General features: G+C 45.9%; 40 protein-coding genes, 1 tRNA gene and 1 pseudogene. 4 read left to right on the top strand and 38 right to left on the bottom strand.

Annotated features, from left to right (window positions below; all coding sequences use genetic code 11):
* Positions 1 to 139: 139 nt before the first annotated feature.
* A complete protein-coding gene (locus MSHOH_RS17085) occupies positions 140 to 382 on the top strand; it encodes a hypothetical protein (RefSeq protein ID WP_338037901.1) in 243 nt (80 codons plus the stop codon).
* A gap of 200 nt (positions 383 to 582) precedes the next feature.
* A complete protein-coding gene (locus MSHOH_RS23070; protein WP_158024230.1) occupies positions 583 to 720 on the top strand; it encodes a DUF2683 family protein in 138 nt (45 codons plus the stop codon).
* Positions 721 to 1253: 533 nt separating this feature from the next.
* On the opposite strand, the gene MSHOH_RS17100 is transcribed toward MSHOH_RS23070, so the two are convergent.
* From MSHOH_RS17100 to MSHOH_RS17115, 4 genes are all read right to left on the bottom strand, one after another.
* Positions 1254 to 1336, bottom strand: a tRNA-Ser gene (locus MSHOH_RS17100).
* Positions 1337 to 1448: 112 nt separating this feature from the next.
* On the bottom strand, positions 1449 to 2465 hold the full coding sequence (locus MSHOH_RS17105; protein ID WP_048141481.1) for an RNA-guided pseudouridylation complex pseudouridine synthase subunit Cbf5: 1017 nt from the start codon (positions 2463 to 2465) through the stop codon (positions 1449 to 1451).
* A 428-nt stretch (positions 2466 to 2893) separates the two neighbouring features.
* A complete protein-coding gene (cmk, locus tag MSHOH_RS17110) occupies positions 2894 to 3436 on the bottom strand; it encodes a (d)CMP kinase (RefSeq protein WP_048141483.1) in 543 nt (180 codons plus the stop codon).
* Entirely contained in the window at positions 3436 to 4056 is a 621-nt protein-coding gene (locus MSHOH_RS17115; RefSeq protein ID WP_048141485.1) for a DUF106 domain-containing protein, read from the bottom strand. The genes cmk and MSHOH_RS17115 overlap by 1 nt, the downstream gene beginning before the upstream one ends.
* Positions 4057 to 4728: 672 nt before the next feature.
* On the opposite strand from MSHOH_RS17115, the gene MSHOH_RS17120 reads away from it, so the two are divergent.
* A complete protein-coding gene (locus MSHOH_RS17120) occupies positions 4729 to 5322 on the top strand; it encodes a gamma carbonic anhydrase family protein (RefSeq protein WP_239451035.1) in 594 nt (197 codons plus the stop codon).
* A gap of 137 nt (positions 5323 to 5459) precedes the next feature.
* On the opposite strand, the gene MSHOH_RS17125 is transcribed toward MSHOH_RS17120, so the two are convergent.
* The 27 genes and pseudogenes from MSHOH_RS17125 to rpl3p form a co-directional block, all read right to left on the bottom strand.
* A complete protein-coding gene (locus MSHOH_RS17125; RefSeq protein ID WP_048141487.1) occupies positions 5460 to 5738 on the bottom strand; it encodes an HVO_A0114 family putative DNA-binding protein in 279 nt (92 codons plus the stop codon).
* Positions 5739 to 6132: 394 nt separating this feature from the next.
* Positions 6133 to 6231, bottom strand: a pseudogene (locus tag MSHOH_RS23075) (AIR carboxylase family protein); the annotation flags it as partial.
* 196 nt (positions 6232 to 6427) lie between these two features.
* Complete coding sequence (locus MSHOH_RS17130) at positions 6428 to 7075, bottom strand: adenylate kinase (RefSeq protein ID WP_048141489.1); 648 nt, start codon at positions 7073 to 7075, stop codon at positions 6428 to 6430.
* Between the two features lie 89 nt (positions 7076 to 7164).
* Positions 7165 to 8640 (bottom strand): preprotein translocase subunit SecY, encoded by a 1476-nt coding sequence (gene secY / locus MSHOH_RS17135; protein WP_048141491.1) that lies wholly within the window; start codon positions 8638 to 8640, stop codon positions 7165 to 7167.
* 140 nt (positions 8641 to 8780) lie between these two features.
* Positions 8781 to 9203, bottom strand: a complete 423-nt coding sequence (locus tag MSHOH_RS17140) for an uL15m family ribosomal protein (RefSeq protein WP_048141493.1) — start codon at positions 9201 to 9203, stop codon at positions 8781 to 8783.
* Positions 9204 to 9214: 11 nt separating this feature from the next.
* Positions 9215 to 9676 (bottom strand): 50S ribosomal protein L30, encoded by a 462-nt coding sequence (locus MSHOH_RS17145; RefSeq protein WP_048141495.1) that lies wholly within the window; start codon positions 9674 to 9676, stop codon positions 9215 to 9217.
* Position 9677: 1 nt separating this feature from the next.
* Entirely contained in the window at positions 9678 to 10304 is a 627-nt protein-coding gene (locus MSHOH_RS17150; protein WP_048141497.1) for a 30S ribosomal protein S5, read from the bottom strand.
* Between the two features lie 9 nt (positions 10305 to 10313).
* Positions 10314 to 10838, bottom strand: coding sequence for a 50S ribosomal protein L18 (locus MSHOH_RS17155; RefSeq protein WP_048141499.1), 525 nt, complete (start codon positions 10836 to 10838; stop codon positions 10314 to 10316).
* A 16-nt stretch (positions 10839 to 10854) separates the two neighbouring features.
* The gene (locus MSHOH_RS17160; RefSeq protein ID WP_048141501.1) at positions 10855 to 11307 is read right to left on the bottom strand and encodes a 50S ribosomal protein L19e; all 453 of its coding nucleotides are present in this window, start codon (positions 11305 to 11307) and stop codon (positions 10855 to 10857) included.
* A gap of 1 nt (position 11308) precedes the next feature.
* Complete coding sequence (locus MSHOH_RS17165) at positions 11309 to 11743, bottom strand: 50S ribosomal protein L32e (RefSeq protein ID WP_048143596.1); 435 nt, start codon at positions 11741 to 11743, stop codon at positions 11309 to 11311.
* A gap of 11 nt (positions 11744 to 11754) precedes the next feature.
* Entirely contained in the window at positions 11755 to 12285 is a 531-nt protein-coding gene (locus tag MSHOH_RS17170) for a 50S ribosomal protein L6 (protein WP_048141503.1), read from the bottom strand.
* A 14-nt stretch (positions 12286 to 12299) separates the two neighbouring features.
* A complete protein-coding gene (locus tag MSHOH_RS17175; protein ID WP_048143597.1) occupies positions 12300 to 12692 on the bottom strand; it encodes a 30S ribosomal protein S8 in 393 nt (130 codons plus the stop codon).
* A 10-nt stretch (positions 12693 to 12702) separates the two neighbouring features.
* Positions 12703 to 12855: a 30S ribosomal protein S14 gene (locus MSHOH_RS17180; protein ID WP_048141505.1), complete on the bottom strand. Its 153-nt coding sequence runs from the start codon at positions 12853 to 12855 to the stop codon at positions 12703 to 12705.
* Positions 12856 to 13353: a 50S ribosomal protein L5 gene (locus MSHOH_RS17185; protein WP_048143598.1), complete on the bottom strand. Its 498-nt coding sequence runs from the start codon at positions 13351 to 13353 to the stop codon at positions 12856 to 12858.
* An 8-nt stretch (positions 13354 to 13361) separates the two neighbouring features.
* The gene (locus MSHOH_RS17190; RefSeq protein WP_048141507.1) at positions 13362 to 14066 is read right to left on the bottom strand and encodes a 30S ribosomal protein S4e; all 705 of its coding nucleotides are present in this window, start codon (positions 14064 to 14066) and stop codon (positions 13362 to 13364) included.
* Between the two features lie 13 nt (positions 14067 to 14079).
* Positions 14080 to 14430 carry a 50S ribosomal protein L24 gene (gene rplX / locus MSHOH_RS17195; RefSeq protein ID WP_048141508.1) on the bottom strand — a complete coding sequence of 117 codons (351 nt, stop codon included), beginning with the start codon at positions 14428 to 14430 and terminating at the stop codon, positions 14080 to 14082.
* 10 nt (positions 14431 to 14440) lie between these two features.
* Positions 14441 to 14839: a 50S ribosomal protein L14 gene (rpl14p, locus tag MSHOH_RS17200; RefSeq protein WP_048141510.1), complete on the bottom strand. Its 399-nt coding sequence runs from the start codon at positions 14837 to 14839 to the stop codon at positions 14441 to 14443.
* Positions 14836 to 15165 (bottom strand): 30S ribosomal protein S17, encoded by a 330-nt coding sequence (locus MSHOH_RS17205; RefSeq protein ID WP_011021110.1) that lies wholly within the window; start codon positions 15163 to 15165, stop codon positions 14836 to 14838. The genes rpl14p and MSHOH_RS17205 overlap by 4 nt, the downstream gene beginning before the upstream one ends.
* A 4-nt stretch (positions 15166 to 15169) precedes the next feature.
* On the bottom strand, positions 15170 to 15502 hold the full coding sequence (rnp1, locus tag MSHOH_RS17210) for a ribonuclease P protein component 1 (protein WP_048141512.1): 333 nt from the start codon (positions 15500 to 15502) through the stop codon (positions 15170 to 15172).
* The gene (gene rpmC, locus MSHOH_RS17215; RefSeq protein WP_011021108.1) at positions 15492 to 15695 is read right to left on the bottom strand and encodes a 50S ribosomal protein L29; all 204 of its coding nucleotides are present in this window, start codon (positions 15693 to 15695) and stop codon (positions 15492 to 15494) included. The genes rnp1 and rpmC overlap by 11 nt, the downstream gene beginning before the upstream one ends.
* Positions 15695 to 16621, bottom strand: a complete 927-nt coding sequence (locus tag MSHOH_RS17220; RefSeq protein ID WP_048141514.1) for a 30S ribosomal protein S3 — start codon at positions 16619 to 16621, stop codon at positions 15695 to 15697. Before MSHOH_RS17220 ends, rpmC begins: the two co-directional genes overlap by 1 nt.
* Positions 16622 to 17077, bottom strand: coding sequence for a 50S ribosomal protein L22 (locus MSHOH_RS17225; protein ID WP_048141516.1), 456 nt, complete (start codon positions 17075 to 17077; stop codon positions 16622 to 16624). It abuts the gene before it with no gap.
* An 11-nt stretch (positions 17078 to 17088) separates the two neighbouring features.
* On the bottom strand, positions 17089 to 17499 hold the full coding sequence (locus MSHOH_RS17230; protein ID WP_048141517.1) for a 30S ribosomal protein S19: 411 nt from the start codon (positions 17497 to 17499) through the stop codon (positions 17089 to 17091).
* A gap of 15 nt (positions 17500 to 17514) precedes the next feature.
* Positions 17515 to 18231 (bottom strand): 50S ribosomal protein L2, encoded by a 717-nt coding sequence (locus tag MSHOH_RS17235; protein ID WP_048141519.1) that lies wholly within the window; start codon positions 18229 to 18231, stop codon positions 17515 to 17517.
* A 10-nt stretch (positions 18232 to 18241) separates the two neighbouring features.
* Positions 18242 to 18490: a 50S ribosomal protein L23 gene (locus MSHOH_RS17240; RefSeq protein WP_048040975.1), complete on the bottom strand. Its 249-nt coding sequence runs from the start codon at positions 18488 to 18490 to the stop codon at positions 18242 to 18244.
* Positions 18487 to 19248: a 50S ribosomal protein L4 gene (gene rpl4p / locus MSHOH_RS17245; protein WP_048141521.1), complete on the bottom strand. Its 762-nt coding sequence runs from the start codon at positions 19246 to 19248 to the stop codon at positions 18487 to 18489. Before rpl4p ends, MSHOH_RS17240 begins: the two co-directional genes overlap by 4 nt.
* Positions 19249 to 19254: 6 nt before the next feature.
* Positions 19255 to 20268, bottom strand: coding sequence for a 50S ribosomal protein L3 (gene rpl3p, locus MSHOH_RS17250; protein WP_048141523.1), 1014 nt, complete (start codon positions 20266 to 20268; stop codon positions 19255 to 19257).
* 110 nt (positions 20269 to 20378) lie between these two features.
* On the opposite strand from rpl3p, the gene MSHOH_RS25755 reads away from it, so the two are divergent.
* Positions 20379 to 20510 carry a hypothetical protein gene (locus tag MSHOH_RS25755; protein ID WP_275425537.1) on the top strand — a complete coding sequence of 44 codons (132 nt, stop codon included), beginning with the start codon at positions 20379 to 20381 and terminating at the stop codon, positions 20508 to 20510.
* Between the two features lie 284 nt (positions 20511 to 20794).
* Here MSHOH_RS25755 and MSHOH_RS24415 read toward each other — a convergent pair whose 3' ends face one another.
* The 7 genes from MSHOH_RS24415 to MSHOH_RS25760 all read right to left on the bottom strand — a co-directional run bounded on the left by MSHOH_RS24415 (position 20795) and on the right by MSHOH_RS25760 (position 25187).
* Positions 20795 to 20953 carry a hypothetical protein gene (locus tag MSHOH_RS24415; RefSeq protein ID WP_162197652.1) on the bottom strand — a complete coding sequence of 53 codons (159 nt, stop codon included), beginning with the start codon at positions 20951 to 20953 and terminating at the stop codon, positions 20795 to 20797.
* 298 nt (positions 20954 to 21251) lie between these two features.
* Positions 21252 to 21515: a hypothetical protein gene (locus MSHOH_RS17255; RefSeq protein ID WP_048141525.1), complete on the bottom strand. Its 264-nt coding sequence runs from the start codon at positions 21513 to 21515 to the stop codon at positions 21252 to 21254.
* 16 nt (positions 21516 to 21531) lie between these two features.
* Positions 21532 to 23055 carry a PASTA domain-containing protein gene (locus MSHOH_RS17260; RefSeq protein WP_239451036.1) on the bottom strand — a complete coding sequence of 508 codons (1524 nt, stop codon included), beginning with the start codon at positions 23053 to 23055 and terminating at the stop codon, positions 21532 to 21534.
* Positions 23056 to 23092: 37 nt separating this feature from the next.
* Positions 23093 to 23497 carry a hypothetical protein gene (locus tag MSHOH_RS17265; protein ID WP_048141527.1) on the bottom strand — a complete coding sequence of 135 codons (405 nt, stop codon included), beginning with the start codon at positions 23495 to 23497 and terminating at the stop codon, positions 23093 to 23095.
* Between the two features lie 162 nt (positions 23498 to 23659).
* Positions 23660 to 24280, bottom strand: a complete 621-nt coding sequence (locus tag MSHOH_RS17270; RefSeq protein ID WP_048141529.1) for a hypothetical protein — start codon at positions 24278 to 24280, stop codon at positions 23660 to 23662.
* 255 nt (positions 24281 to 24535) lie between these two features.
* The gene (locus MSHOH_RS24775) at positions 24536 to 24691 is read right to left on the bottom strand and encodes a hypothetical protein (RefSeq protein WP_204245347.1); all 156 of its coding nucleotides are present in this window, start codon (positions 24689 to 24691) and stop codon (positions 24536 to 24538) included.
* Between the two features lie 376 nt (positions 24692 to 25067).
* On the bottom strand, positions 25068 to 25187 hold the full coding sequence (locus tag MSHOH_RS25760) for a PEF-CTERM sorting domain-containing protein (RefSeq protein ID WP_082089507.1): 120 nt from the start codon (positions 25185 to 25187) through the stop codon (positions 25068 to 25070).
* Between the last annotated feature and the right edge of the window lie 80 nt (positions 25188 to 25267).

Below are 25267 nucleotides of genomic sequence, written 5' to 3' on the forward strand. Positions count from 1 at the left end.
CCTGCGTGTTCTATGAAATGTGAATTTACAGAATTTGCGGTACACTGCCATCCTTACCCCCAAAGAATATGAAGCACTAAAAGCCACTATTCCAAGAGATCAGCATAAAACAATTTTAGATATTTTTTTAATTACAGGTATGCGATACGCGGAGTTTTTGAGGCTCTATGATAATCCTGCCTGGTACGATGAAAAAAGAAATATAATTCATCTCCCGGAAGAGGCACAAAAGAAACACAAAAAAAGGCAATTAGAAAGAACTATTCACCCTCTTCCTTCCATGTTCCATTATCTTCTAAAGGACTTTTGGCAGGCCCGTAAATCTCCCTTAGAAAGTACATGGAAAAGAATCTTCAGAGATGGGCTCTATTTGCAGGCATGAACCCTTATGGACTCTCGGTAAAGTCAAGTAGAAAAACATTGGAATTCTGCTTAATTGCTTCCGGGGTTGTTGAATCAACTGTATGTTTACGTCAGAGACACGATTCATTAACCAGTATGAGACATTATCAGGGTCTTGCCTTTTCAGAGGATGAATAAAAGCTAAGTATGGCTTGAAAGACAAAAGTGCTGCTATAATGCATGGAAGCTGAATATGAAAAAGAGATTATGGAGCCTGAACTTAGGACTGAGTTTATTGAAAAGGCTCAGGAAATCATGAAACAGGAGCCTATAGATGTGGGAACGGTTGAGAACTGGAAAAAGATGCTTGACTGTTGATCTTGCATGTATTGGCTACAAGTAAGGCCAGAAGTTCAAAAAATCGTTGAAAAGCTGGCAAAAAAAGACAAAAAGCAAGTTGAAATCATATTTAGCAAGGTAAACGAGATCCTTCAGGATCCTCATAGGTACAAAAATTTGAGGTCTCCTCTCAATCACTGGAAAGAGTACATATCGATTCTCATTTTGTTTTGCTTTTTTCTGTGAATGAAAAAGAAAAGATTGTCATTCTGGAATATTACGGACATCATGATGATGTATATTGATAATTTTTTTCTTAGAAGCTATTCAGAAACTCTGCAGCTGCAGGGCATTCATTGAGGGGAGATGCCAAGAAAGAGGCTATTGTGTATACGACCACATCACACCAGAGGAACTGAAAGAAAATTACATGAAATACGTTCCAAAGCTTGGAATTAAGATCTGATTTTTTAATGTTGCCGATCTGAGGGGGTGGGGTGACTCAAAAAAACAAGGATTAAAAACTCATGTACTAAACTTAACTACATTTTTAGAAAAGGCCTGAGAAGATACGCCGAGGGGGAGATTTGAACTCCCGAGGGGCTAAGCCCCACAAGCTTTCCAGGCTTGCGCCCTACCGCTAGACTACCTCGGCACAGAGCTTATGGCACGGCTTATACCATAACGGAATAGTGATATATAAATCTTATTCTAGGAATGTATAAGGAAGAAAGAATTTTTAAGTCAGAGAGAAAGAATTTTAGGGGTTAGAGCTGGACATTCCTCTCTTTTTTAGTCCAGCCCTTTGGGTAAGTTCCTGCTTCCATAAGTACACGGATAGGAGAAGCTGCAATACCCGTAGAAGCTTTGAGGATCTCTTCCGTGGTCATTTCAGCCTTTGCAAGCGCAACAAGTTCCCCTTTCAATGTAAAAAGAGCAATCAGCTCTCCTTTAGCCAGATTGGAGTCCAGGCTCGTAATGCCGGGGACTGCCAGAGAAGCGCCTGAACAGATCGCATCCACTGCACTGTCCCGCAGGATAATTTTGGGGAGGTGGGATACAGCCGATTCCATTGGCCGGATAACTCTTCTCAATTCGGATTCATCTCCGTCCTCTTTCCAGAACACATAGGCGTCCTTCAATTCATGGAGAGTGATAAGAGTTTTTTCAGTGAACGGACCTGCTTTAGTCCTGCGGAGTTCCTGCATATGCCCGCCACAGCCCAGGGCAAGCCCTATGTCGTGGCAGAGTTTCCTGATATAAGTCCCTGCCTCACACCCGACACGGAAGAGTACTGACGTGCCCTCAATCTCAAGCACCTCGATATAATAGATTGTCCTTACCCTTATTACCCGTTTAACAGCAGATTTGATGGGAGGCATCTGGTAAATGGGGCCTGTAAATTCTTCGCAGACCTGGCGGACCAGCTTTGGAGGCATTGCCCTGTGAAGTTTCAGATGGCAGATATACTCTTTTCCTGAGAGGCGCAGGGCAGGTACAGCCAGAGTAGCTTTCCCTAGCAGCGTGGGAAGAAGTCCTGTAACCTTGGGGTCAAGCGAGCCTGCATGCCCTGCCGTGTGTACGCCAAGGATAGCTTTTACCCAGGCTGCAACCTCATGGCTTGTAGGTCCGCTGGGCTTGTCAATATTCACCACCCCTTTTTCGATGTATTCGAGAATAGGGCGCTTTTCCGGAGGACAGCCGTATGATGGATTTGTCCAGGCGCCGGACTTCCGGATAAGAGTTCCTTCAACTTCGGATGGCAGTTTGCCGGCGGTTGACATGGTTTTTTCAAAACTCCTGAGTTGTGGTTCTGGATTCAAATATGCAATGCGTAAAGTGGGTGATGCCTAAAGATCGGAAATACTCTTCACGAAAACGCTCTTTAAGTTGGAAATAACTCTCAGATTGGAAATGTTATATCCGAAGTATTCAAGCAAATGTAAAACTCCGTAACAAGCCTGTAATTTCAGGAAGGAACGGCAGTTTTCAGTAAAGGATTTAGAGTAAAGATGTACCTGTATAGCAATCAATAAAGAGCAAACGTCATAATGATCGCAAGATTTAACGGATATATATGATCAGACAGATATCCGGCAAGTAGTAGATGCCAGGTGTAGATACATAATATCAGGGTTAGGCAGATAAAACCCTGTGCTTGGGTTTAATCTGACCTGGCAAATGACCGGTATAAATCAGCGGCTGGTGAAAATTACTCCGGCCCGACAAGAGAGTCGATAGCAACTCTGAGGATATCAAGAGTCTGATACTGGTTCCATTTTTCAGAATCGATAACAATGTCGTAAATAGAGAGGTCTGCAATATCAATCCCGTAATAGTTTTTATACCTGAGGGCTTCGGACTTCTCCCTTTCCACCGTTTTTTTCAGTTCTTCGTCAAAAGATATTGATTTTTCACGCCTCTGGATACGTTTTACCCTTGTCAGCATAGGGGCTTTTATCCAGACTTTAAGTACATTGGGCCTCCCTTCGGCCATATGTCCCGCAAGCCGGCTTTCGAGGATGATATTGTCCTGGCTATGAATGATAGCTTTCTGGTTTTTGTCAATGTCAAGGTCAATGAAGGCATCTCTTTCAGCCAGAGCTCCGAACTCAGACAGGCTCATTCCTCTTTCCCTTGCCATCTTTCTGAAGATTTCGCCAGAGGAGACCAGCTCAAGCTCATAGTACTCAGCCAGGAGCTTTGAGAGGGTTGTTGTCCCGCTTCCGGGAAGCCCGCTCACTGTGATTTGCATTAGACCCCACCGATATTAAGAGCCTTCCTGATAAGCTGGCTGACCCCAAGAGAGGATATAAAATACCAGTAGATCCAGTGCTGGAAGGGACCAAAAGCCGAAGTAGTCAGCAGCTGCTCGCCCCAGAAGGGAAAGACCATGGTAGCAGCTCCGTGCCCGCTAATGTAATAATAAGCCCACATGAAAAGAGGCAGGGAGATGATACTGATATAAGCCATAGGCTTGAACTGCTGCTTGGACATCTTCATCTGGTCTTCCATCATCTCTTTGCGCTGGTCTTCAAGTTTTTTCAGCATATAGGTATTCTGGGAAAGCTGTGCCTCCCTGAACTCTTTCTGGAAAACCTTCATGCGCTCCTGAGTGTTTCTCATGAGCTCCCAGTCAATAGTGTACTTCTGGATAAGGGATGCATAAATGGCAGTGATAGCAGCCATAACTAATAGGACCAGATGGAAGTTCTGCTCCCCGACCAGCGTGAGCACGGGGTCCATTAAAACCCCTACCGCTTCCCCTACAGCCTGCCTGAATTCCTGTCCAAGGATCATTATCCCGAACATAAGGGAAAAACCGAAAGCCAGCAGGAACCGGTCAATTTGCTTTTTTAATGTCTCCGAAACCAAGTTGTCCTCACCATTAAGGTTCAATAAATGTAAGTCTGAAGAATTCAAGTATGGAAGAACCATGATATAAAGTCTTAATAGTAAATAAATTTTGAAATGAATGAGCTAAAGCTTTACTGGATTGAATTAAGACTTCAATGAACTGTGTCTTCACAGGTCTGAAACACCAGTAAACGGCCAGTAAATCAGTTCAGACTGCACGAGCTATTTTAAGACATTACACAGGTTTTTCTGGTTAATAAGTTTCGATGTATATATAAGTTATACTATTCGGAAATGCCAGCAGGGATCAGGTTGTAAATGCCCTTTATTTCGGCCTTTTATACGATCATTACTTCTCAAACGGGTTAGCCACAGATACAGCCCACTGAAATAAAAACATGACTATCAGAAAGTTCCTGATCTGGAGATTCGATATCTGAAAGAACTTACTGAAAGAGCCAGACATGGTAAAATGAGATTTGAAAGAGCAGGCATTTCTGCCAGATTCGAAAGAGCCGATATTTCAACCCGGGATCTTGCTCTCGCGTGAGGCTTCAGGAAAAAATATTGAAGCATAATTTTAAGGTTTCATGCTCAAAACATAGCTTTAAATAATTTCTCATAATTTATCATAAAAAGCTTCGAGGTCTTAGAACAGAGAGCCTGACCTGAAAAAATCAAAATCGATTCATGAAAAAGATCCAGCAGAGCACTTCCAGAATCAAGAAGGAGTTTAAAATGCATCTTCCAAATCCCTATAAACAGCACCCGAAAGTCAGCGAAAAGGCATGGATATCAGAAACTGCAGTAATAATCGGAAATGTAAATATCGAAGATGATGTATTCGTTGGGCCCAATGCAGTCCTCAGGGCAGACGAGCCCGGATCGTCCATAACCGTTCACAGCGGCAGCAATGTACAGGATAATGTTATTGTCCATGCCCTTTCACATTCCGAGGTCCTGATCGGAAAAAATACCTCCCTTGCTCACGGCTGTATCGTACACGGCCCCTGCAGGATAGGAGAAGGCTGCTTCATAGGGTTCGGAGCAGTGGTGTTTGACTGCAATATAGGGAAAGATACGCTTGTCCTCCACAAATCCATTGTCCGCGGAGTAGATGTTTCCTCAGGCAGAATGATACCTGACGGGACCGTAATCACCAGCCAGACCTGTGCAGATGCTCTTGAGGATATCACAAAAGACCTGACCGATTTTAAAAGATCAGTAGTCAGGGCCAATATTGACCTTGTGGAGGGTTATATAAGGCTTGGAGAAGAGGGTTGAAGGCAAAAAGCAAGTTGCCTGTTCAGAAGTGTCAGAAACCTGGAGATATTCAGAGATGGGCTGGAAATATATAGAGACATCCAGAAATATTATAGAGAAAAAAAGGAGTAGTTCGAATCAAAAGGGTCTGATCGGAATTAGAGATATTTTCCCTCCAGTTTTTCCAGAACCTCTTTCCCTTTATCCGTAAGCATGTATTTTTTCCAGGTCGTTTTCTCAGGAGTCAGGCATTCGATCAAACCCATGTCCTCAAGTTCTTTTAAAGCGCGGCTAATATTCTGCGTAGACCTGCTTGCTTCGTGAGCAATATCCGAAGCTCTTACTGCAGTATGTCTTTTCATAGATTCCATCAGTATGAGGCGCCGGTCAACACTAATGACCCATTTTATCAGTTCGTCTATTGAATTTTCAGTCATGTTAAGTCAGATTCTCCAGCAAAAGCTTCCTACTGAGATAAGCAGTCCCATAATATTTAAAATTTAATCACTCTGTTACTTAAAGAGCTGTCAGATAAAGGCAATTCAAGCGATTAAAGAAACTACATATAACGGCACTCAAAGAGTGACCGAATCATAGAGAGTGATAACCAGTCGAGGGAGAATATAATCATGAAATTATATAACTGCCGGTGAAAAATAAAGAGCTGAAAAATGAGAAGTTGAAAAAGCAAGAAACTGAAAAACAGGGTTTCGGGGCTGCTGAAAGGATACTTAAAATGGATTCATCCTGTTCAACCTGTTAATTCAGCCTGTTAATTCAACCTCTACACTAAGTTATCAGCTTGCTACCCTGCCAGCCGGGACAAGTTCATCCAGCAGACTTAGCTGAGTTTACAGGAACCCCGATTACAGGCTTTATCGTGCTCGAAGCCACAACTCCGGGCAGATGGGCAGAGAGTCCGGCAATAGCTTACAATTAGATAAGAAACCAGAATAATCGCTGGCCCAAAAACTTCAGTCTGGAAATATTGACCGTTAGCAAGGGAGCAGAAAACAGAAAATAAAAGCAGAACCAGGAAAACACAAACAAAACAGAAGACAAAAAACAAAGCAAAGAAAAGAAAAAAAATGAAAAAAAATAGAACAAAGTAAAGAGGAGAAGGAATTCAGGCAAACTTTGCCAGAATTGCCTTAATATCCTCAAAGACCTCATCAATGTCCTTTGTACCGTCAAGGGTGACAAGAATGCCTTTTTCTTTATAATAGTTTATAAGTGGCTGGGTCTGCTTTTTGTAGACATCCAGACGGTTCTGGACAGCTTCTGCTTTGTCGTCGGCACGCTGGAAGACTTCGCCACCGCAGATATCACAGATATTGTCTTTCTTTGGCGGGTTGGAAATAACGTGGTAGCTTGCCCCGCACTTGCACATGAGGCGCCCACTTATTCTTCCTACAAGCTCTTCATCAGGAACCTCAAGGTTGAGGACGACATCGATGGGTTTGTTAATTTCCTCAAGGATTGTTTCCAGGGCATCAGCCTGGGGGACAGTCCTCGGGTATCCGTCAAGAATGAAACCCTTTTCGCAGTCTTCCTCTTTCAGGCGGTTTTTAATGATGCCAATAAGTACCTGATCAGGGACAAGTTCTCCTTTGTCCATATATGCCTTGGCTGCAAGTCCCAGTTCTGTTCCTTCTCTAACGTTCGCCCGCAAGATATCCCCTGTGGAAACCTGCGGAATTCCGTAGAAATCAACCAGTTTTTTGGCCTGGGTACCTTTGCCGGCACCCGGGGGCCCGAAGAGTATTATATTCATTCGAAGATCCCCTTTTTTATGTCCTTTATTTGATTTTTTTTACCTTATGATCTCTTTTTCAGTTATCCCTACTAGAGGGTTAAGACGCCTTACTGCTCCCCGAAGAAGGAACGGATCATCGGGTGCATTTCCATCATCTGCTCGGAAGCAATGTCCTCATACAGACGGTACACAATACTTACCGTAAGCAGCAGTCCGGTACCTCCTGCACTTCCTAGAGTACCGAGCAGACTTGCAACCAGAGTAAGGAGTCCTATGAAAGCTCCACCTATTACGGTAACCTTTGGAATATAGCGCTGCATGACTTTTTCAATACTGCTGATGTTCCGCCTGAAACCAGGAATCTGCATTCCCGAATTGAAGATCTTCTGAGCTGTGGGCTTTGCACCCATACCTGTGGTTTCTATCCAGAAGAGAGCAAAGATAATTCCGCCTCCGATCAGCATTATAGCGTCTGTTATGACATGCAGTCCTATCTGCCACGTAGCCGGAGAAGTTGCTCCATAGCTTGCAAAAGACTCACGCACAAGGGATGGAATCCAGTCATAGGGACTGTGTATGGGAGCCATGTAATACATGATCCCGTTCAGGGGCTTTGAGCCGCTGAATTCTCCAAGGAAGTTAATCCCTCTGCTGGAAAGAATGATTCCGACCATCTGTATGTTAGCCTGAAGAGCCCTCACCAGGATCATCGGCAGGACTGATGCATATATTAGTTTGACAGGGAAACGTCCTCTTGCCCCTCTAACCGCACTGTGGGCGAGAGGGATTTCTATTCTTGTACTTTCTACGTAAACCACAAGCAGGAAGATGACAACCGTGCTAAGGAGAGCAAGTATCCCTCCATTGACCAGCAGGAACATTAAACCCTCACCGGATAAGAGGTAGTCTGCCCCCGAATTCTGAGCTATGTAGATCCATTTGGGAATAAGTCCTACAGGAAGTCCGTTTGCAAACTCCCAGTTGAATATACCTGTAACGATTTGCTGGGAGATTCCCGCAACTATGAAAAGCCCGACTCCTGATCCGATACCCCATTTGGAAACAACTTCATCCATGAAGAGGATCAGTGTGCCTCCGATAAAAATCTGGACAAGGAGCAGTAAAGTGATCACTCCCAGACCTACACCAAGAGTAGAAGCAAGCCCCGGATCCGGCTGGATGTATCCGCCAAGAAGCTGCGGTAGAGCCTCCAGAATGATCATGACAAAGACCAGGAACTTCTGAGCACCCTGGAAAAATGACTGATCTCTGGGGTCCGAAAGGTCCAGTTTGATAATATCTGCCCCGACAAGAAGTTGCAGGACAATGGAAGCCGTAACAATTGGCCCTATACCGAGAAGGATTAAAGATCCAGAAGCCCCGGCAAAGAAGGCACGATAAGATTCAAAAAGGTCAATAGAATCCTGAGACATTCCGAAGAGCGGCACATTTGCAAGCGCAAAGTACAGCACCAGAACTCCCAGAGTCCACCAGAGTTTATCCTTGAAGTGGACGTGTTTTTCCGGACTTGCTACTGCAGGTAACTTATTAAAAAACGGTTCTAAGGTATCCCTGAGAGTCATCGATTACACCATTCAAAGTATACATTTATATTTATTTTAAATATTAGAGTATGTTTTACCGTAAAGATAAATGGTATATAGCACATCTAATATAAAAAGTTACTAAAAGAATGAAATAAGTAATGTCAGAGTGACACTACTTATTCGGCATCGATGCAGCTTCCACCAGCATTTTCGATCTTTTCGCGGGCAGAGGCGGAAAACTCCTCTGAAGTGACCACAAGGTTCTTTGTGACACGTCCGCTTCCAAGAACCTTCTCGATTCCGAGATTTTCAAGGTTAATGTGGTATGCCCCGTCCTTAACTTCTGCAAGCCCTTCTTCAACAAGATAGGGAGCAAGTTCGTCGAGCTCTCCAACATTTACTATGGAAACGTCTTTGGATACTTCATCAGGACGCTTGAAACCGTGCTTTCCGTAGCTGTACCCACGCATCATCGCTCTTACGAAGTGGTGTTTGCAGCCACCGGCTTTCCCACGGCCTCCGCGATTTCCGGCCCCACGCCTGTTTTTATGGGTCCCGCCACCGCAGGTCCTGGACCCTCTGAACTTCTTAATATCCATTATAAACCACCTTATCTCATCTTGTGCAGAAGCACGTTGATTTCTTCTTCGTGGTTTCCGAGTACGCCGCCCTGCTGGACTGTCCTCTTAATCCCTGCGTGCCCTTTTCTTGGCGGGTGAAGCCTGAATACAGGCTTCAGTTTGGGGACATCCTTAAGGGAAGCTTTTCCCTCGACAACAGCTTCGGCAAAGGCCTGTATGGAATCATAGTCCGTGTTTTCACGGATATATTCTTCTGTGAGGCGGGTGTCGCCTTCAAGCCTTCCGCGGTTTTCGAGGACTTCTGCAAGGGTCTTTGCATCAATTTTTCCGTATGCAACGTAGTCCTTTACTTTCTGGACCATACCCTTGTAGTGAGGATTTTCCGGCACAAACACGCAGTGGTTAACTTTGTGCAGGCGGAGCATCTTCATGGTGTCCTCAATGGTATAACGTACGTTGACCTGGCCTCTGAGTCTCACAACTGCATACATCTCAGACTTCCTCCTTACAGTACGCAGGCAGCCTTACAACATTCACCTGATTAAGGGCTTCGTAGGTAGCCTTTGCGAAGTTGAGGGTTGACCTGGTAGTTCCGAAGGTCTTGGTCCATACGTCTTTAATACCGGCTTTTTCAAGCACTTTGGTTGCAGTGTTTCCTGCAGCAATCCCGAGACCTCTCGGAGCTGGAATGAGGGTTACACTTACACTGCCTGCCTTCCCTGTAACCTCATAAGGTACGGTGTGCGGCAGTCCACAAGCGCATTCCCAGGAACCGCAGCCTCTGCGGATGTAGGTAATGTTGAGTTTTGCAGCATCAATTGCCTTGCGGATAGCAGGCCCGACCTGTACGTCTTTTGCCTGTCCGAGCCCTACATAGCCGTTTCTGTTTCCTACGATTACGGTTGCTCTGAACTTTACACGGCGTCCTGAGTCAGTCATCCTCTGGACCATGTTGATATCGAGCACCTCATCTTCCAGGTCAGGAAGCAGCATATCAATTATCTGGGGTTCTCTAATAGGCAGGCCTGATTTGATTGCTTCGTCCATGGAAGCAACCTGTCCTTCAACGACCAGCTTTCCAAGCCTGGTTTTCGGAACCCAATCTTGATCGAATGCCATTTAATCACCTTAACTAAATTCAGCAAAGATTTTCTCTTTGGTTGCTTCAAACTGCTCTGGCAGGTCTGAGCTCTCGTCTCTGTATTCGGCTATGTGCTCTCCGCGGATTCTCTCATCCGAGGGGAACACATCGGGGTTGCAGGGGATTTCAAAACCCGAGTCTACAATCCCTTTAAGGGCAGCATAGACTCTTGAACCTGCAGAGGAAGCCTGAAGTCCGATATCCAGAATGCCTCCTTCATAGCCCTTCTGCAAACTCTTCAGCCCGAATAAGAGCCCTGTAAGGTATGCAGCCGTTGTGTTTCCGGTAGCTCCTGTGTAACCGTACTTTGCAAGTTCACTAGAAACGGCTGAGGAATATGTTATATCCCCTTCAGGGGTTGGAGCTATTAACTGGATCTGAACGTTTCTTGCACTCTTTCTGACAACCACACGGTCCTGCCTTGAGAGTAGTAACTTAAGGCGGAGGTGGTAATTAGTGCGCCCTTCTCTTCTTCTTCTAAAAGGAACCTTATATCTTGGTCCTGTTGCCATCTTCAGCTCCTCCAGGTTATTTATTTAACAGTTTTTCGGATTCAAGGTGGGAGTTAAGGTGAGAAACGCTTCTGTATTCTCCGCCTTTTGCCTTTCTGTAGAGTCTGCAGTACACTGACTTGTCAAGTGCTCCGTCTGCACGCAGCTCCTTGAGTCTTCTTCTAAGAGCCCGGATCTTTTTGATCCACAGTTCCTTCTTGGGAGTGCGGGCTCCTTTCTTACCTTTCCTGGAACCATGTCCCTTGCAGTGCCCGTACTTACGCTTGGCAGCAAGAGCTCTGGCTCTGCCTCTGCTAACTCCTTTTACAGGCTTTGCCTTGATGGTGCCTTTCTCAATGAGTCCGCGGATGTCTTCTCTTGTGATTGCGGAAGCGATTTCTTCGGAGGCTTCGGGATTAAGCCATACCCTGTCAAGTCCGCACTCAAGAACTTTGGAAGCCAGCTTCCTCTGGTTGGACAGGTCTGACATTTTACTCACTCCTTCCAGGGTTCAGGACTTTAATCCCGGCTTCTTCAGCTTTTGCAATAATAAGGGCTTTCTTTTTTGCACCTATCTTTCCTGCGATTCTGATAGCTTCGAAAGATGGGTCAACAAGCTCAAGCTCTGCAATGCTGGAAATAAGAACATCAGAATAACCCGAGGGGTGCAGGCCTTTAACCGCTGCAGGACTCCCGTACCCTACCTGGGCAAGAGCTCCTTTCGCAACATACTTTCTGCGCTGCTTACCCTGAGAACCTCTCGGACGCCTCCAGTTGTCATCAAGCCTTTTGAACTTGTGGCTGCAGGTTCTCTTGAACTGGGGTTTCTTTCCTTTCAGAACCTTTCTCAAATTGAATAAGCGCCTGGATTCGGGATCCATATCAAGGGAAACCGGGGTACTTTCAACTTTATTGTCTTCTGCCATCATAACCACCTTCAGGCCTTCTGCACTATGTAGATTCCATCCTGGAAGATCCTCGGATCGAACCTCTTAATCTTGGTCTTTTGTTCTATGTTTGCGGCAGTCTGCCCGACATCTTCCTTGTTGATACCGGAAACGGCAACTTCGTTTCCGCTTACCTTTACCTTTGTCTCACCAAGGATTTTTGCAACTCTTGGCTTCTTTTCTCCAAGGAAGTTCCCGATAACCAGGGTTTTGCCTTCAACCTTTACCTGCATGGGGAAGTGAGCGTACACGATGGTCATCTTGCACTCAAAGCCTTCACTTACGCCTATAATCAGGTTCTTGATATGGGAAGCAAAGGTTCCTACCATGGCTTTCTGCTCTTTCCTTGAAGATTCAGCATCCACGACAACTTCGCCTTCCCTTACCTCTATTCTGATTCCAGGGTACCAGAACATTCTTTCGACAGTTCCTTTAGGACCCCTGGCAGTAAAAACATCCTGAGAGAGAGAGACGGAAACTCCTTCAGGAATCTCTATTGTTCTTGCAATCTCCTTAACCATTTCCTGTTCCCTCCTCAGTATACATAAGCAAGAAGCTGCCCACCAATCTTCTTATCACGAGCATCGTACTGGGACATGACCCCGCTTGAAGTGGTTAGTATAAGGGCACCAAAGTTCTTTGCTGGCAGAAACTGCTTTTCCCAGCGTTCAAAGCTGCCAGTTCCTACTGAATACCGCGGCTTGATTGCACCGCACTTGTTAATTCTTCCCACAAGGGTAATGCTGTAGATTCCGGCTTTTCCATCGTCGATGAACTCGAAATCTCCAATGTAGCCAAGATCCTGCATAACCTTCAGGACGTTGCCGATGTTCTTTGAAGCAGGCCTGACAATACAGGAGCTCTTCCCAATGGCTTCCGCATTTTTAATAGTGGAAAGGGCGTTTGCAAGAGGATCAAGTAATACCATTTTAATCACCTTAAGAATACTTTTCAAAGCCCATCTCGTGGGCAATCTCCCTGAAACAGTGCCTGCAGAGGTAAATGTCGTATTTGCGGACAAGCCCCTGTTTTCTTCCGCACCGCTTGCACTGGTTTACTCCTCTTCCGGACTTATCTATTGTATCTGTCATTTACATGACCTCCACGCCATAACTTTCGTTAAAGAAAGTGATCGCATCATCTACCGTGACCCTGTGGCCAGTCGGGACCTTGCGGGTTGCAATTCTCCTCTTGCAGATCCTTTCTCCAGGGCGCTTGAGTACGACAGTTACGTCCATTCCGAAAACCCCGATGTTAGGGTCATATCTCATACCCGGAAAGTCAGTGTGTTCTTCAATTCCGAAAGAGACATTCCCGAGAGAATCGAACTGAGATCTGCTAAGGGTCTTTTCGATGATCCCTAAAGAGGTCTCAAGGAACTCCTGAGCTTTCTGACCCCTGAGGGTTACCTTGCAACCTATGGGCTCATTTTTCTTGATTGAGAATGCAGGAAGAGTCCTTTTGGCAAAGCACCTAACAACCTCCTGCCCTGTAATGGCCCGGAGGATTTCTTCGGCGTTTACAAGGTGCTGACCACTTTCTCCAACACCCATGTGGACGATTACTTTCTCAACTATGGGAATGCGCATAGGATTACTCAAAGTATCTCACCACCAAGCCGGATTTCAGGTTTGTCCTTGCCAATAACGATTACGTAGTCTTCGATTGTTTCGAAATCGGTGTCTCCGGAAATCATTACCGTATTGTGCCTTGAACTCTTAACTTCCCTGATCTCCATAATCTTTCCGGTTTCGCCCGAGTGCTGGCCGCCTATAACCATTGCAAGGTTGCCGACCTCAAACTTCAGGTGCTTTACTACCTGCTTGTCAGGAATGGAAAGGATCAGAGAGTCCTTTGTCCCGTACTCGTTAGAGCCGAGGATGTTGGTTCCGTCGTTAAGGTTAAGCTGTACTTTTCCTCCTTTGACGGTTGTCTTATTGTTGATCCTGCACAGCTTGTTTACATTGGTTTCGTTGAGCTTGTGGAGGGTAAGACGTCCTTTCTCATCCTGGAGCATCCTGTATGCTTCATTTACGAGTGGAAGTGTAATTACGTCAAAGAGACCTACCGGGAATCTGAGGTCTTTCCTGGGAATTCCGTCAACAAGGACTTTTCCTTCGGAGAGAATCCTCTTACCTTCTCTGTTGTTGTCAACAAGTTTGAGAACGTCCCGGATTATGAGTCCGAGCGGAAGACTGCGTGCCTGGCTGTGAGGCCCCGGGCGGGTAGTGGAGATCCACTTGTTACCTTTCTTCCCGACCTTCCAGCTCTTCGGAACTGATAATCTTTTCTGGTGTGTCACAAAATCACCTGCCTCACTTCTTAATGCTTGACGCTCTGCGCCCGTCTTTCGTTTCCAGCTTTGTGATCATAACATTGGAGGGGTTAATGGGCCTTGGAACTTCGGTGCCGTCCACTTTTGTGGAAATGACTCCGTCCACAGAAATCGTGCCGTCCAAAAGGGATACGGACTGGACTTTTCCTTCAGTGCCCTTGAAGTCTCCGCGCATGACCTTTACTGTGTCGCCAGTGATGACTGCAGCACTTCTTGTGCCGTACTGCTTGGCAAGTTCTTCACTGAGCCTTGCACCCATGAATTTCTGTCTGATATGGAGAGGTGCGGTGTATCTTGCCTTTCTCTGTTTCCTGGGCTGTTTGGATACCATTGCAATCACCTCAGACAATGATGGATGCGGTTGTCCCGATCTTCGGGTACCTTTCGGCAACTTCCCTGGCAACAGGGCCTTTTATATCCGTGCCTTTGGGGATTCCTTCTTCATCCGTGATTACCATTGCATTGTCTTCAAATGCGACATGAAGACCGTCAGGACGGCGGAACTCCTGTTTCTGGCGAACCACGACTGCAAGGAGAACCTGTTTCCTCATTTCGGGTGTGCCTTTCTTTACGGACACAACGCACATGTCACCAATTCCTGCGCAGGGCATTCTGTTCTTGACGCCTCTGTACTTCTTGACAGAGATAATCTCGACTACTTTTGCCCCTGTGTTGTCCACACAAGCGATCTGGGCGCCTGCATTGAGTGCTCTTGGGATGTTTGAGCGTATGCCTTTCATTTGGGCACCTCTGCTTTGACGACAACGTAGGATTTGGTTTTGCTTATAGGTCTGCATTCTGCAATCGTGACAATGTCACCGACTTTTGCGGATATGCAGGCTGGATTATGTGCATGAATCTTCGAGCGTCTCTTTTCATATCTCTGATATTTCGACACCATTTTCATGTATTGCCTTTCGATGACTACCGTGTTGTCCATTTTGCTGCTGACCACGGTACCCACAAGGATCTGTCCTCTTACCGGGAGTGTTCCGTGGAAGGGACAGTATGCATCGTCACATTCCTCTGATGGCGCCGGTATATTTAATCCAATATCTCTTGCCATGAATTTAGCCCCATTTACGTAGCTTTTTAATGTTCTTGATCCGATTTTCGGGTTGTGAGAGCAGCAGGTTTCCCTGAATTTTAACGAATGTATCGGATCTGCGGCCTTTTTCTGAGAGCTCGGCAGGGATCCGGAAGACAAATTCCGAATCCGCCTTGGGAATCTTCAGTTTCCGGGACTCTGAGTTTTCTATCACAAGCATATTTTTCGTCTCGTCGATGACTCTGCCCCGGATTCCTATTAATGATGGATTAGTGGAATTAATCACCTTAATTTCGAGCCCTATCAGTTCATGAAAGATAAGAGTCGAAGGTAGAATTTCCACTTTAGATCTCATTTAGCTCGTGCTGAATTGTCTTTATCCGGGCAATCGTTCTCCTGATTTCTCCGATCCTGCCAGGGTTTTCCGGAGCTCCACCGGCTGAGGTGAGAGCCCTTTCCCTTACAAGTTCGTTATTCAGGTTTTCGAGTTCGTCGGCCCGTTCTTCAATTGTCATGGTCCGGATTTCGCTGGTCCTGAGAATTGCCATTATTCCTTAGCCTCCTTGTGGACTCTTGCCATGGGGTGCCAGTAGTCGTGGCTCTCATGCTTATGCTGCCAGACGCCGTTGACTTGCCTGCGGACTTCCTCTGAGCCTTCTACATAAACAAGTTCTGCTTCTTCAAAGTCTTCAGAGGTTTCAGCCTGGAATTCTTCTTCGGCTTCTTCAGGCTCTGCAACTTCAGCTTCTTCTACGGGTGCCGATGCAGGGGCTGCTGCAGGAGCAGGAGCTTTTGCCTTTGCGGCTTCCTTCTTAGGAGCTTCGACAGGTTTCTCAGCCTGTTTCTCGGCAGGCTTTTCAATGGGTTCTACAACTTCTGATAATTCCCTGACTTTATATGAGTCTGGCAGGACAACGCCAGGCTGAATGATCCTGACTTTGCAGCCAAGGGTTCCAAGCTTTTTGATTGCTACTGCAAACCCTTCGTCAACAACTTCTTCTACAGGGTTTCCAGAATGCTTTATGTATCCGTCAACGAATTTCTCGACTCTTGACCTTGCTCCGGTAAGCTTTCCGGAGATTACGACTTCACATCCAAGAGCACCTGCATTCATGACTGCTCTGAGGGTGTTGTGTCCGGCTTTCCTGAAGTACCAGCCCCTCTCAATGGAAGCTGCAAGCCTGGATGCCATCATCTGGGCATTAAGTTCAGGTCTCTTAACTTCCTGAGCGTCAATCTGCGGGTTTTCGAGGTTGTATTTGGTTGCAACGTCACGGGTAAGTTTTCTGATGACCTTCCCGGCTTTCCCGATTACCATTCCCGGCTTTTCGGAGTAGATAATAATCTGGGTGCCCATGGGGGTCCTGTTAAGCTCCATGCCGCCATATCCAGCTCTGTTAAGCTGTTCTGCAAAATATTCGTCCATGGAGGCTTTAACATACCCGTCATTGACGAACTTTCTCTCTATTGCCATTTAGCGCACCTCGGAGAGGATCATCTCGATGTTTACAGTTTCCGTGTCTTTGGGCGTTGCCCTTCCTCTGGCCCTAGGCATGAACCCGTGAATTACTCTTCCGCGCTGAATTGCAGCGTGGGTAATGTACATATTTGCGGGCTCAAGACCCTTGTACTCGGCATTGCTTTCTGCATTTTTAAGGACTTTTAAGATCTCTTTTGAAGCGCTGATAGGGTACCTTCCTGCAGCCATGGGACCTTTTCTGTGACCGGTTCCTTCATGGTGTCTTTTGAAGGGTACTGCCTGCTTCATGGCAATTACGTCCTCGAGGAACTTCCTTGCTTCAGAGGCTTTCATGCCCTTAATCTTGCAGCAGACTTCACGGGACTTTTTAGGAGAAATGTGAAGTTCAGAACCCATTGCTTTAGAGGTAGTTTCAGGGTCTCCGTTGACTGAGTAATTGATTCTTGCCATTCCCTTTCACCTCATTTCAGCGGTACGAACTTGCTTGAACGGGTTGCTCCCACACCGGCACTGCCGTGGTTAACTTTTGATCTTGTAGGTGCGAATTCTCCGAAGCGGTGCCCGATCATTTCGGGCTGAAGCTCTACACTAACAAACTCTTTCCCGTTGTGGATTTCGATAGCTGTTCCGATCATTTCGGGAAGGATGATCATATCCCTGTGGTGGGTTCTGACCTTCTTTCCTTCCTTGAACTCGTGCAGGACTTTCTTCTGCCCGTCGGTAAACCCGCGCTTAATGCTCCTGCGCTCTCTTGAAGGCAGAAGTTCTGCAAACTCTTCAAGACTCAGCTCCTGAAGTTCTGAGACGGTCTTCCCGCGGTAGGTATACTCACCCTTTCTCTTCGGTAACCTTGATGATGCTTTTTTTGCCATAACGAATACACCTCATCAGCGCTTCATTCCGGTCCTTCTCGCTGCAATCAGTCCGACCTTTCTTCCGGGCGGGGCGTTTCTGCTAACCGTGGTTGGCTTACCCGGGTGTTTCCAGGCACCTCCACCGAACGGGTGATCACGCGGGTTCATGGCAACAGCTGAAACCCTCGGATACTTTGCAGCTCTCGTTTTCATTTTGTGGTATTTCTTTCCGGCTTTGAGCCAAGGCCTATCCACTCTGCCGCCGCCTGCAACAATCCCAACAACTGCCCTGCACTTAGGATTGAGCCATTTGATGTTCCCTGAGGGCATGGACACTGCAGTCCTGTTCGGTTCGTGGGTTACAACGGTTGCGTATACTCCGGAGGAACGGACAAATTTGCCGCCGTCGTTTGGCTTTGATTCAATGTTGCAAATAAAGAAACCTTCAGGCACATTTCCGATAGGGACAATGTTCCCCGGCTTAACCTCGGCGTCGTCTCCGCATTCGATGATGTTCCCCACTGAGATGCCTTCGGAAGCAAGGAGGAAAAGTTCTTCTCCATTTTCAAAGGCAACCTTTGCGATCGGGGCTGAACGGGCAGGGTCGTGCTCGATGTCAATTACTTCTCCCAGAAGGGAGGTATTTTCATCAACACGAGGGTGCCTGAGATCTGCTTTGAACTTGTGAGAAGGAGCTCTGTAAGTTGGAGTGCCTCTACCCCTGTTCTGTGATATAATTCTTTTACCCATGGATCACACCTCACATAAGTCCTATTCGGGTTGCAATCTCATGTGCCGCTTCAGGTTCTTCAAAGGCAAGGACTGCTTTTTTTGTACCCTTCATTGTGGTCATGGTCCGCACGGATTTTACTTTGAACCCGTACAGTTTCTCAACATCTTCTACGATCTGCTTTTTATTTGACCTGGTGTCAACGATGAACTGGAGCTTGTTTTCATCAAGCAGCATCATCGCTTTTTCAGTAACAAATGGATAATTGATAGAACTCATTGGAATGCGCCCTCCAGTTTTCCAATTGCAGACTCTGTCCAGACAGTAAGGCGACCTGCATGCGTACCCGGTGCGAGCAGTTCGGCATTCAGTGAGTCTACTGTTACTACGTCTACTCCGGGAAGGTTTCTTGCAGCTTTCAGAATAGGAGAGGTTTCTCCTGCAACAATCAGGACGCTCTTTTTGTGCTTGTATTTCCTGCCCCTGAGTTTCCCGCGGCCGGCTCTGATGTGCCTTCCGTATTTTGCCCTGAGGACATCCTCATACAGGCCTGCAGCTTCGAGGAACTCGATTACCTGCTTTGTCCGCTCAAGGTTTTCAAGGTCGTTTACTGCGACAATCGGAAGCTCGGCTTCAAAGATGTGCCCCCTCAGGCTTACGAGGGTAGGGTCTATGGTTGCTGCGATTGCCGAGCGGATCGCATAGCGACGCTCTTTTGTATTTACCTTCTCGCTCCTGTCAGCTTCCGGCTTTGGTGGGTGAGCTCTTCTTCCACCTTTTGCGTGCGGGACTCTGGCAGCTCTGCTGCTGTTTACGAGCCTTGGGACATGGGATACGCCCCTTCCGGAACCCCAGCCTCTTGCCGAAGTTTCCATACCTGCATAGAGGCGGGGGCCGTAGGGCTGAAGCCTGTTTGCCTGGGCTGCGAGCACTGCCTTTTTAATTAGGTCAGGGCGGAAATCTACGTCAAACACTGCAGGGAGTTCGATTTCCCCGACAGTTTTTCCTGTAAGGTCTATGGTTTTTGCTGTAGCCATCTTAGATCACCCCTGCTTGGATTCCCTGCTTATGTACAGGATATTGGGTTCGCCAAGGTCGGCTTTCTTTGCCCTGATCGGATCTCTTAGCCTTATAAGCCTCTTGGAGGGTCCTGGGACACTGCCTTTGATCAGGATATAGTCGCCGCGGACAAGGCCGTAGTTAATGAACCCGCCTTCAGGAGTCACTTCTTCCCCGTCAGCCCCGATCTTGAGGATGCGCTTGTTAAACTCAGTCCTCTGGTGGTATCCCATCTGACCCATCTGCGGGACTCTCCATGAGACACGAGACGGGTTGAAAGAACCAAGGGTACCTATCTGCCTGAGGCTTCCCTGCCTGGAGTGCTTGCCTTTCTGCAACTGAATGCCCCAGCGCTTTACAGGACCCTGGGTGCCTTTACCAATGGTAATTGCGGCTGTGTCAACAACTGTTCCGTTCTTGAAAACATCGGTGACGCTTACAAGAGTGCCGAGGATTGACTTTGCGTATTCGAATTTGGTGCCGAGGTCTCTTGCACTGATCCCGGATTCCATAATGTCCGGTACCTTTTTTGGGACACCTGTAAGGCTCTTCGGAAGAGTGTAGACAACTGCCTTAATGTCGCTTACCCTACCTTCTTCGATCAGTTTTCCGATATTTTCAAGAGCTTCAGCCTGGTTGTCTGATGCCGGAATGGGAATCCTGCGCTTGAGTTCAGGATCAAGGTCTGCTGCCCATACCTCAGCGATTGCCTTTTCCCCGGTGCTGTCTTCTGCGTAAGCCCTGACAGCTGCGACCCTTATTGCAGGAGTTTCGATTACGGTCACAGGCACTGAGATTTCCATACCCTGGGTAAGGCTGTTCTTTATATCATCAACCATGATCACGTGGGTCATACCCACCTTATAACCTGCAAAACTCTGCAGCTTTGGCTCACCTATCGCTTCCGGCCAGGCTCTGAACCTTGGAATGTGGCTCTTAGCCCTCTTGCGCGGACTGAATGCAAGGGAACCTCGTTTTGGTCGGTGTATGCTTGCCATATTTCTACTCCGTAAACTTCAATTGAAATACCAGCCCCTCCGGTCAGAACAACATGAGTGACAAAAGAGAAATGCTATGGATTCCCCGAACGCTACCAGGTGGGGGAGGGATGTCGTTCAGACCTGCCGGCTTAGACAGCCTCGAGCAGACCGGAGCTCTATGCTCCCGGTACCCTACATTCCTTCAGGCATCTGCAGATATTCGGCTCCCTTCTGTTCCTGCCTCTGCAGGAAACCTATGATTGAAGGACCGACCTTACGATCCTGGCAGACCCAAATCCAGGCACTTTGCCCTGATTTGAAACATATAGCAATCTGATTTTGAAACTTCAGTATTCAGTAACCTGATCTCTAACTCAGTTAACCTGATTTGAAACTTCAGTATTCAGCAACTGCAACCGCAACTCATCGAAAAACTGAAACAGTTTCGTGCGATTTTAGACGCCTCAGAGGCGCCAAAAGCGGGCGTTTCAAAGCATTGGCCCTTGACACTCATGTTGATCCGACTTTTCTCACTGGTTTATATTCAGTGCAGGAAATTCAACCGTAAAAACGGAAGAAAGCCCTTACTTCCGGAGATTTCCGGGAGTTTAGCATTAAGCATCACATTGATCTGATTAAACGCTTCAAGCATGAAAATGCCTGAAACTTCACATCTCTGATGTACTTTGCCTTTAAAGGGCATATCTAATATATAAAGCCTTTGCAGAGGATGAGGAAAAATAAGAAAGAAGAATCAACGGCAGTAGAAGAATAAATTAAAAAGTTAAAGGCTGCTAACTATCCTTACCTGAGTATTCACAGGAACCTGAGGAATGCCAGAGAACTCCGGGAATACACAGGTGGAGGTACCCTATATAACACCTATATAATATACATTGAGGACAACAAACCTTTTCTATTACAGCCCTGAATTGAGCCCGGAAGCACAATCCCTGAAAAAGATAATTAGAGTTTTCCGGATGAAGCAACACAGGAAAATCTCAGGATTCTGCCTGCTTTTCTTCAGAAGCCTTTTTTACAATTCTCGGGATTTTCCTGCCCCTGAAACTGATTCCGCCTGCAAGTGCCACACCCTCTGTTTTTCGGACTAATTCGGCATAACTGCTGTCAAGGCTGGCTATGATTGTTCTCCCTGCTACCATTTCAATCCGCCCCCCTATTCCCAGAATCACTTTCAGGATTCCCTGAATCTGAAAGACAGTAGCATTTTCTGTAACCTTTATGAGATAAGTTTCAAACGGCATTGAAAAAACCTGCAAATCAAAGTTTGGGCCTGGAAATAGTACTGGTTCGCAGCTGGGTCTCCGGCGCCTGTTTTGATACTTTAATGTTGACAGGTACCGACAGGTTAACTGCAGAGCCCGCCGTCGGATTCTGACTTATAACTGTGCCTGCAGCAGCTTTTGAGATAGCTTCCGAAATGTTTCCAACCTTTACTCCCTGTGCTCCGAGTAAAGAGACTGCTTTTTCAAGAGGCATCCCGATAAGATCAGGAACCGGTTTAGTTAAGAGTTCAGCATGCGTTCGGACCTGAGGCTCTGCAGAGGTTTTTACCTGAGATGCTGCATGTACACTTGCAGAAGTCTCACCGGAGACCTTGAATGTGATTTCGGGAGAATTATTCAAAGGTTTTTCAATAACTACTCCAGTTCTTCCTGCTGAAACTACGAGATCAATTTTTGAGTTTTCTTCCACTTCAAGCCCGGGTTTGAGGCTCTGGGTAAGGACAATTCCCAATTTTTCTCTCGATAACTGCTCTTTTACATTGCCGAGCTGAAGTCCGGACTTTTCTATTACCTGTTTTGCGCTTTCAAGCTCAAGCCCGAGCAGGTTTGGGACTGTGAGAATCGTTACAGAAACTGTCAGGACAATTGCGGAGTTAACTTCGACTTCCGAACCCGGAGTGAGGCTTTGAGCAAGAACTGTACCAGGGGTTTTGTCTGAAGGCTTTTCTTTAATCCCTTCAAGCCTGAGCCGCGATTTTTCAATAAGGGTTTTTGCGGCTTCAAGCCCGAGTCCTGAAAAGTTAGGGACTTTCACGGAAAGGATTTTCGAAATTATAAGGTCAACAACCGCCCCCGGTTCTGCAAGGGAGCTCCCCGAGGGAAGCTGGCCGATTACTATGCCCTGTAGTATGTTGCTCTCTTTTTCAAGAACCTCTCCAGCCTTAAAGCCCGCTTCCAGCAGTTTATTTTCAGCTTCTTCTTTTGAGAGCCCTACCAGGTCCGGGACTTCTTTATAGGAGGTAATATCCGACTTTTCGGGAACCGCCTTTAAAGAGAACTCTATTGTGCTGAGGTTCTCCGGGCTGATGATGTCATCGGCTTTTGGCATCTGGAACCTCAGTTCCTCACCTTCGAGAGCAATATTGGTCTTCAGGGTCACGTTCATACTGCTGACAAGATACTTTGGGCCCGACTGCACTTTCTTAAGCCCTTTATCCATTTCCGCAAGCGAGGATGCAAAAGAGTTGACAAGATTTGAAGACGAGATAACAGGCCTGCTTTTCTGCAATATGGAAATTCTGGATTCAAGTTCTGCTTTCTCATTTGAGAGCTTTGTCACCTGCGCTGCAAGGCTGTGTTTTTCCTGTTCAAGGATAAGTTTTTCTCCAAGCAGCTTGTCCAGGTTTTCTTTATAAGCAAGGGCTTCTTTCTGAATGGATTGAAACTCGACTTCCGTATTATTTAGTTTAGTCAGAATGCTGGCATAACTGCTGGCATCTATTGTCCCTGCTTTCCTGAAGGCTTCCAGGCTGCTCCTGATATCACTTAAATTTGTCATTCCATTCCTCCCGAAAGAGCATTTCCTGAAAAGGGCATTATCCCTCCCTTACCTTTGAAGAGGCAGGTATGGACACTATTTTTGCTTTGATGCAGCTTGAACCCTGCACATCGTAACTATAGAGGGAGTTGTACGAGGCATTGAGGGGAGAGGCGTTGAGGACAGGCCTGTATCCTCTGATCTGGTTTTTAGAGTCCCTTTCCTCCTCAAGTTTCACAGTAAGCGACATTTTGAGTTCAAGGTCTACCTCAGGGATATGATACCATGCGGCCTGAATGTCATATTCGCTGAGGGCTTTTTCTTCTTCAATCTCTATCTGGGTCTTTATAGAGTTCAGGTCAAGAGCCCGCTGTGTTTCAGCAATGGAACGCCCGACTTCCCCCAGAAGCCTGGAAAGAGGGGTAATAAGCACTTCTCCAATTTCTTCCCCGTCATTAGCCACAATAATAACTCCTTTAAATAAGTTTTGGATGAACACAAAAACACGGCAGTACAGCCAGCCTGTAAAAAGGGTATTTCAGAGCCGTACTTGCCGCGAATGTAGTCAGATTCCTTTTTAATTAAAAGGGTCTGCCGATAGTAAGAAATATTTTTATTGAAGGCTTCAGTTAGGACTGGCTGAGGCAGTAGCCTTAACTGTTACCTTGGGAATTGTCCTCTCAGGGGCAGGAACGGGCCTGAGGGTTGTCCTCAGCAGGCTTGTGCCTTCTTCCTTGAAAGAATACTTTGAACTATATTTTGCGTTAAAAGTGGAGGTGTAGGCAACAGATGTTGTATTTTCAAAGCTCCCTTTGCTTTTTCCGAAGAGGATTTTTGCAAGCCCTCCTGACTCCATACTGCCAGTGACCTTTGACTGGTTACTTAACTTGAATTCACTTCCATAAGTAAGCTCTGTTGAAGACTCTCTCATCATGGTGATTGTCATCTTAACTTCGATAATCGATTCCGTAAATTCGTAGAAACGAGGCTCAAGCCCGTAAGTCAGAAGAGACATTGGCTTGTCATTGGTAACTACATTGCTTGCAGTAACATTGCCGTCAGCATCCGTAGTCTCTTCAATATACATTACAACGCTTCCGGCATCAAGCTCGGTTGCTGCAAGAGTCTGAGCAACCTGCACAGAATTCATATCCAGAGCCATCTGCCCTTCTGCAATCGCAAGGGCCATTTCTCGAATCATGTCCCCAAAGGGAACGTTCAATAGTTCCTGACCGACGTTTACCATATTATTTTCCCCTTAAATCAAATAAAACTGAGTGAAAAAATTAAGAGTATAAGAATATAAAAACTTTGCGAGAAAATTGATACACAATAGGAATTAATAGAAAATACTACTCCGACATTAATTAAACGTTCATGAAGATTACAAGCTATAAAATTAAGAAGAGAAAACTTTATTAATAAAAAAGAAAGTTTAATTTAAAAAATATAAGAAGATTAAAGGAATAGATTATATTGCTTACAGGGGGACAGTATAAAATTATGCATGTATCCCGGATGGAACTTTCTCTCTCTTCACCCTTCCCTGAGCTGCTGAAAGGCACTCAAGTGTACAGTAGATTGCCTTTTCCTCCACCTTTTTCAGGACTATAAACTCTCTCCCACAAATCGGACAGGTTTTTCTTACATACTCCATTAAAGATCACCCACTTATCTTGACTAATTTTATTAATATTAACGGACAGCAATTACGTATTATATTCTCTTATAAGGAATTAAAGGTATATAAGAACATTTTTACTCATTATTACATATATATTAACTCTATATGCCACCTTAATTTTCTATTTAGTGAATTTTACTCCAACCCACTATTTAATCGTAAAATACGATTGTACATAGCTACATATTAGATGAGTAAATAACCTTAGGAAAGATAGTTCCTGAAGATTAATACTTAAGAAGTGAGAGAGTTATTGATAACTTTCAAGGTTCTTAAACGTTTGGAGAAAATATAATAAATAAAAAAGAAAAACAAAAAAAATTAAAGGAAAGAAGAATTGTGGGATGAATTACAGTTCTTCTTTCTTACGTCCGAAAACGAAAATCAATCCAATTATTGAAGCTATGGGGAGGGCGATAGCTGGGAATTCAGGAAACCCTATTACATTTATATTTACTTCAATGATTATCGCATACTGTCAACAGTCATTCCACATATACCCTTCTACAATCCCCGGCAGCATCGTCAAATGAATTGATATTGATGTAA

The organism is Methanosarcina horonobensis HB-1 = JCM 15518, assembly GCF_000970285.1.
Classification (GTDB): domain Archaea; phylum Halobacteriota; class Methanosarcinia; order Methanosarcinales; family Methanosarcinaceae; genus Methanosarcina; species Methanosarcina horonobensis.

Coding starts and splice junctions, on each gene's coding strand:
- MSHOH_RS25755 (WP_275425537.1), top strand. CDS start 20,379: ATGTCGTTCAGACCTGCCGGCTTAGACAGCCTCGAGCAGACCGGAGCT.
- MSHOH_RS17240 (WP_048040975.1), bottom strand. CDS start 18,490: ATGAGTTCTATCAATTATCCATTTGTTACTGAAAAAGCGATGATGCTG.
- MSHOH_RS17145 (WP_048141495.1), bottom strand. CDS start 9,676: ATGTATGCAGTTGTGAGACTCAGAGGCCAGGTCAACGTACGTTATACC.
- MSHOH_RS17225 (WP_048141516.1), bottom strand. CDS start 17,077: ATGGCAAGAATCAATTACTCAGTCAACGGAGACCCTGAAACTACCTCT.
- MSHOH_RS17170 (WP_048141503.1), bottom strand. CDS start 12,285: ATGGTTAAGGAGATTGCAAGAACAATAGAGATTCCTGAAGGAGTTTCC.
- rpl14p (WP_048141510.1), bottom strand. CDS start 14,839: ATGAAAGGCATACGCTCAAACATCCCAAGAGCACTCAATGCAGGCGCC.
- MSHOH_RS23070 (WP_158024230.1), top strand. CDS start 583: ATGGAAGCTGAATATGAAAAAGAGATTATGGAGCCTGAACTTAGGACT.
- MSHOH_RS24415 (WP_162197652.1), bottom strand. CDS start 20,953: ATGCCCTTTAAAGGCAAAGTACATCAGAGATGTGAAGTTTCAGGCATT.
- MSHOH_RS17180 (WP_048141505.1), bottom strand. CDS start 12,855: ATGACAGATACAATAGATAAGTCCGGAAGAGGAGTAAACCAGTGCAAG.
- cmk (WP_048141483.1), bottom strand. CDS start 3,436: ATGCAAATCACAGTGAGCGGGCTTCCCGGAAGCGGGACAACAACCCTC.
- rpl4p (WP_048141521.1), bottom strand. CDS start 19,248: ATGGCTACAGCAAAAACCATAGACCTTACAGGAAAAACTGTCGGGGAA.
- MSHOH_RS17230 (WP_048141517.1), bottom strand. CDS start 17,499: ATGGCAAAAAAAGCATCATCAAGGTTACCGAAGAGAAAGGGTGAGTAT.
- MSHOH_RS17125 (WP_048141487.1), bottom strand. CDS start 5,738: ATGACTGAAAATTCAATAGACGAACTGATAAAATGGGTCATTAGTGTT.
- MSHOH_RS17220 (WP_048141514.1), bottom strand. CDS start 16,621: ATGGCAATAGAGAGAAAGTTCGTCAATGACGGGTATGTTAAAGCCTCC.
- MSHOH_RS17205 (WP_011021110.1), bottom strand. CDS start 15,165: ATGGCAAGAGATATTGGATTAAATATACCGGCGCCATCAGAGGAATGT.
- rpl3p (WP_048141523.1), bottom strand. CDS start 20,268: ATGGCAAGCATACACCGACCAAAACGAGGTTCCCTTGCATTCAGTCCG.
- MSHOH_RS17185 (WP_048143598.1), bottom strand. CDS start 13,353: ATGCGCATTCCCATAGTTGAGAAAGTAATCGTCCACATGGGTGTTGGA.
- MSHOH_RS17155 (WP_048141499.1), bottom strand. CDS start 10,838: ATGGCAACAGGACCAAGATATAAGGTTCCTTTTAGAAGAAGAAGAGAA.
- MSHOH_RS17085 (WP_338037901.1), top strand. CDS start 140: ATGCGATACGCGGAGTTTTTGAGGCTCTATGATAATCCTGCCTGGTAC.
- MSHOH_RS17175 (WP_048143597.1), bottom strand. CDS start 12,692: ATGGTATTACTTGATCCTCTTGCAAACGCCCTTTCCACTATTAAAAAT.
- secY (WP_048141491.1), bottom strand. CDS start 8,640: ATGACTCTCAGGGATACCTTAGAACCGTTTTTTAATAAGTTACCTGCA.
- rplX (WP_048141508.1), bottom strand. CDS start 14,430: ATGGTATCCAAACAGCCCAGGAAACAGAGAAAGGCAAGATACACCGCA.
- rpmC (WP_011021108.1), bottom strand. CDS start 15,695: ATGGCAATTCTCAGGACCAGCGAAATCCGGACCATGACAATTGAAGAA.
- MSHOH_RS17140 (WP_048141493.1), bottom strand. CDS start 9,203: ATGGATATTAAGAAGTTCAGAGGGTCCAGGACCTGCGGTGGCGGGACC.
- MSHOH_RS17255 (WP_048141525.1), bottom strand. CDS start 21,515: ATGCCGTTTGAAACTTATCTCATAAAGGTTACAGAAAATGCTACTGTC.
- MSHOH_RS17270 (WP_048141529.1), bottom strand. CDS start 24,280: ATGGTAAACGTCGGTCAGGAACTATTGAACGTTCCCTTTGGGGACATG.
- MSHOH_RS17130 (WP_048141489.1), bottom strand. CDS start 7,075: ATGAATATAATACTCTTCGGGCCCCCGGGTGCCGGCAAAGGTACCCAG.
- MSHOH_RS17120 (WP_239451035.1), top strand. CDS start 4,729: ATGAAAAAGATCCAGCAGAGCACTTCCAGAATCAAGAAGGAGTTTAAA.
- MSHOH_RS17235 (WP_048141519.1), bottom strand. CDS start 18,231: ATGGGTAAAAGAATTATATCACAGAACAGGGGTAGAGGCACTCCAACT.
- MSHOH_RS24775 (WP_204245347.1), bottom strand. CDS start 24,691: ATGGAGTATGTAAGAAAAACCTGTCCGATTTGTGGGAGAGAGTTTATA.
- MSHOH_RS17150 (WP_048141497.1), bottom strand. CDS start 10,304: ATGGCATTCGATCAAGATTGGGTTCCGAAAACCAGGCTTGGAAAGCTG.
- MSHOH_RS17260 (WP_239451036.1), bottom strand. CDS start 23,055: ATGACAAATTTAAGTGATATCAGGAGCAGCCTGGAAGCCTTCAGGAAA.
- MSHOH_RS17160 (WP_048141501.1), bottom strand. CDS start 11,307: ATGTCAGACCTGTCCAACCAGAGGAAGCTGGCTTCCAAAGTTCTTGAG.
- MSHOH_RS17165 (WP_048143596.1), bottom strand. CDS start 11,743: ATGGCAGAAGACAATAAAGTTGAAAGTACCCCGGTTTCCCTTGATATG.
- rnp1 (WP_048141512.1), bottom strand. CDS start 15,502: ATGAGATCTAAAGTGGAAATTCTACCTTCGACTCTTATCTTTCATGAA.
- MSHOH_RS17105 (WP_048141481.1), bottom strand. CDS start 2,465: ATGTCAACCGCCGGCAAACTGCCATCCGAAGTTGAAGGAACTCTTATC.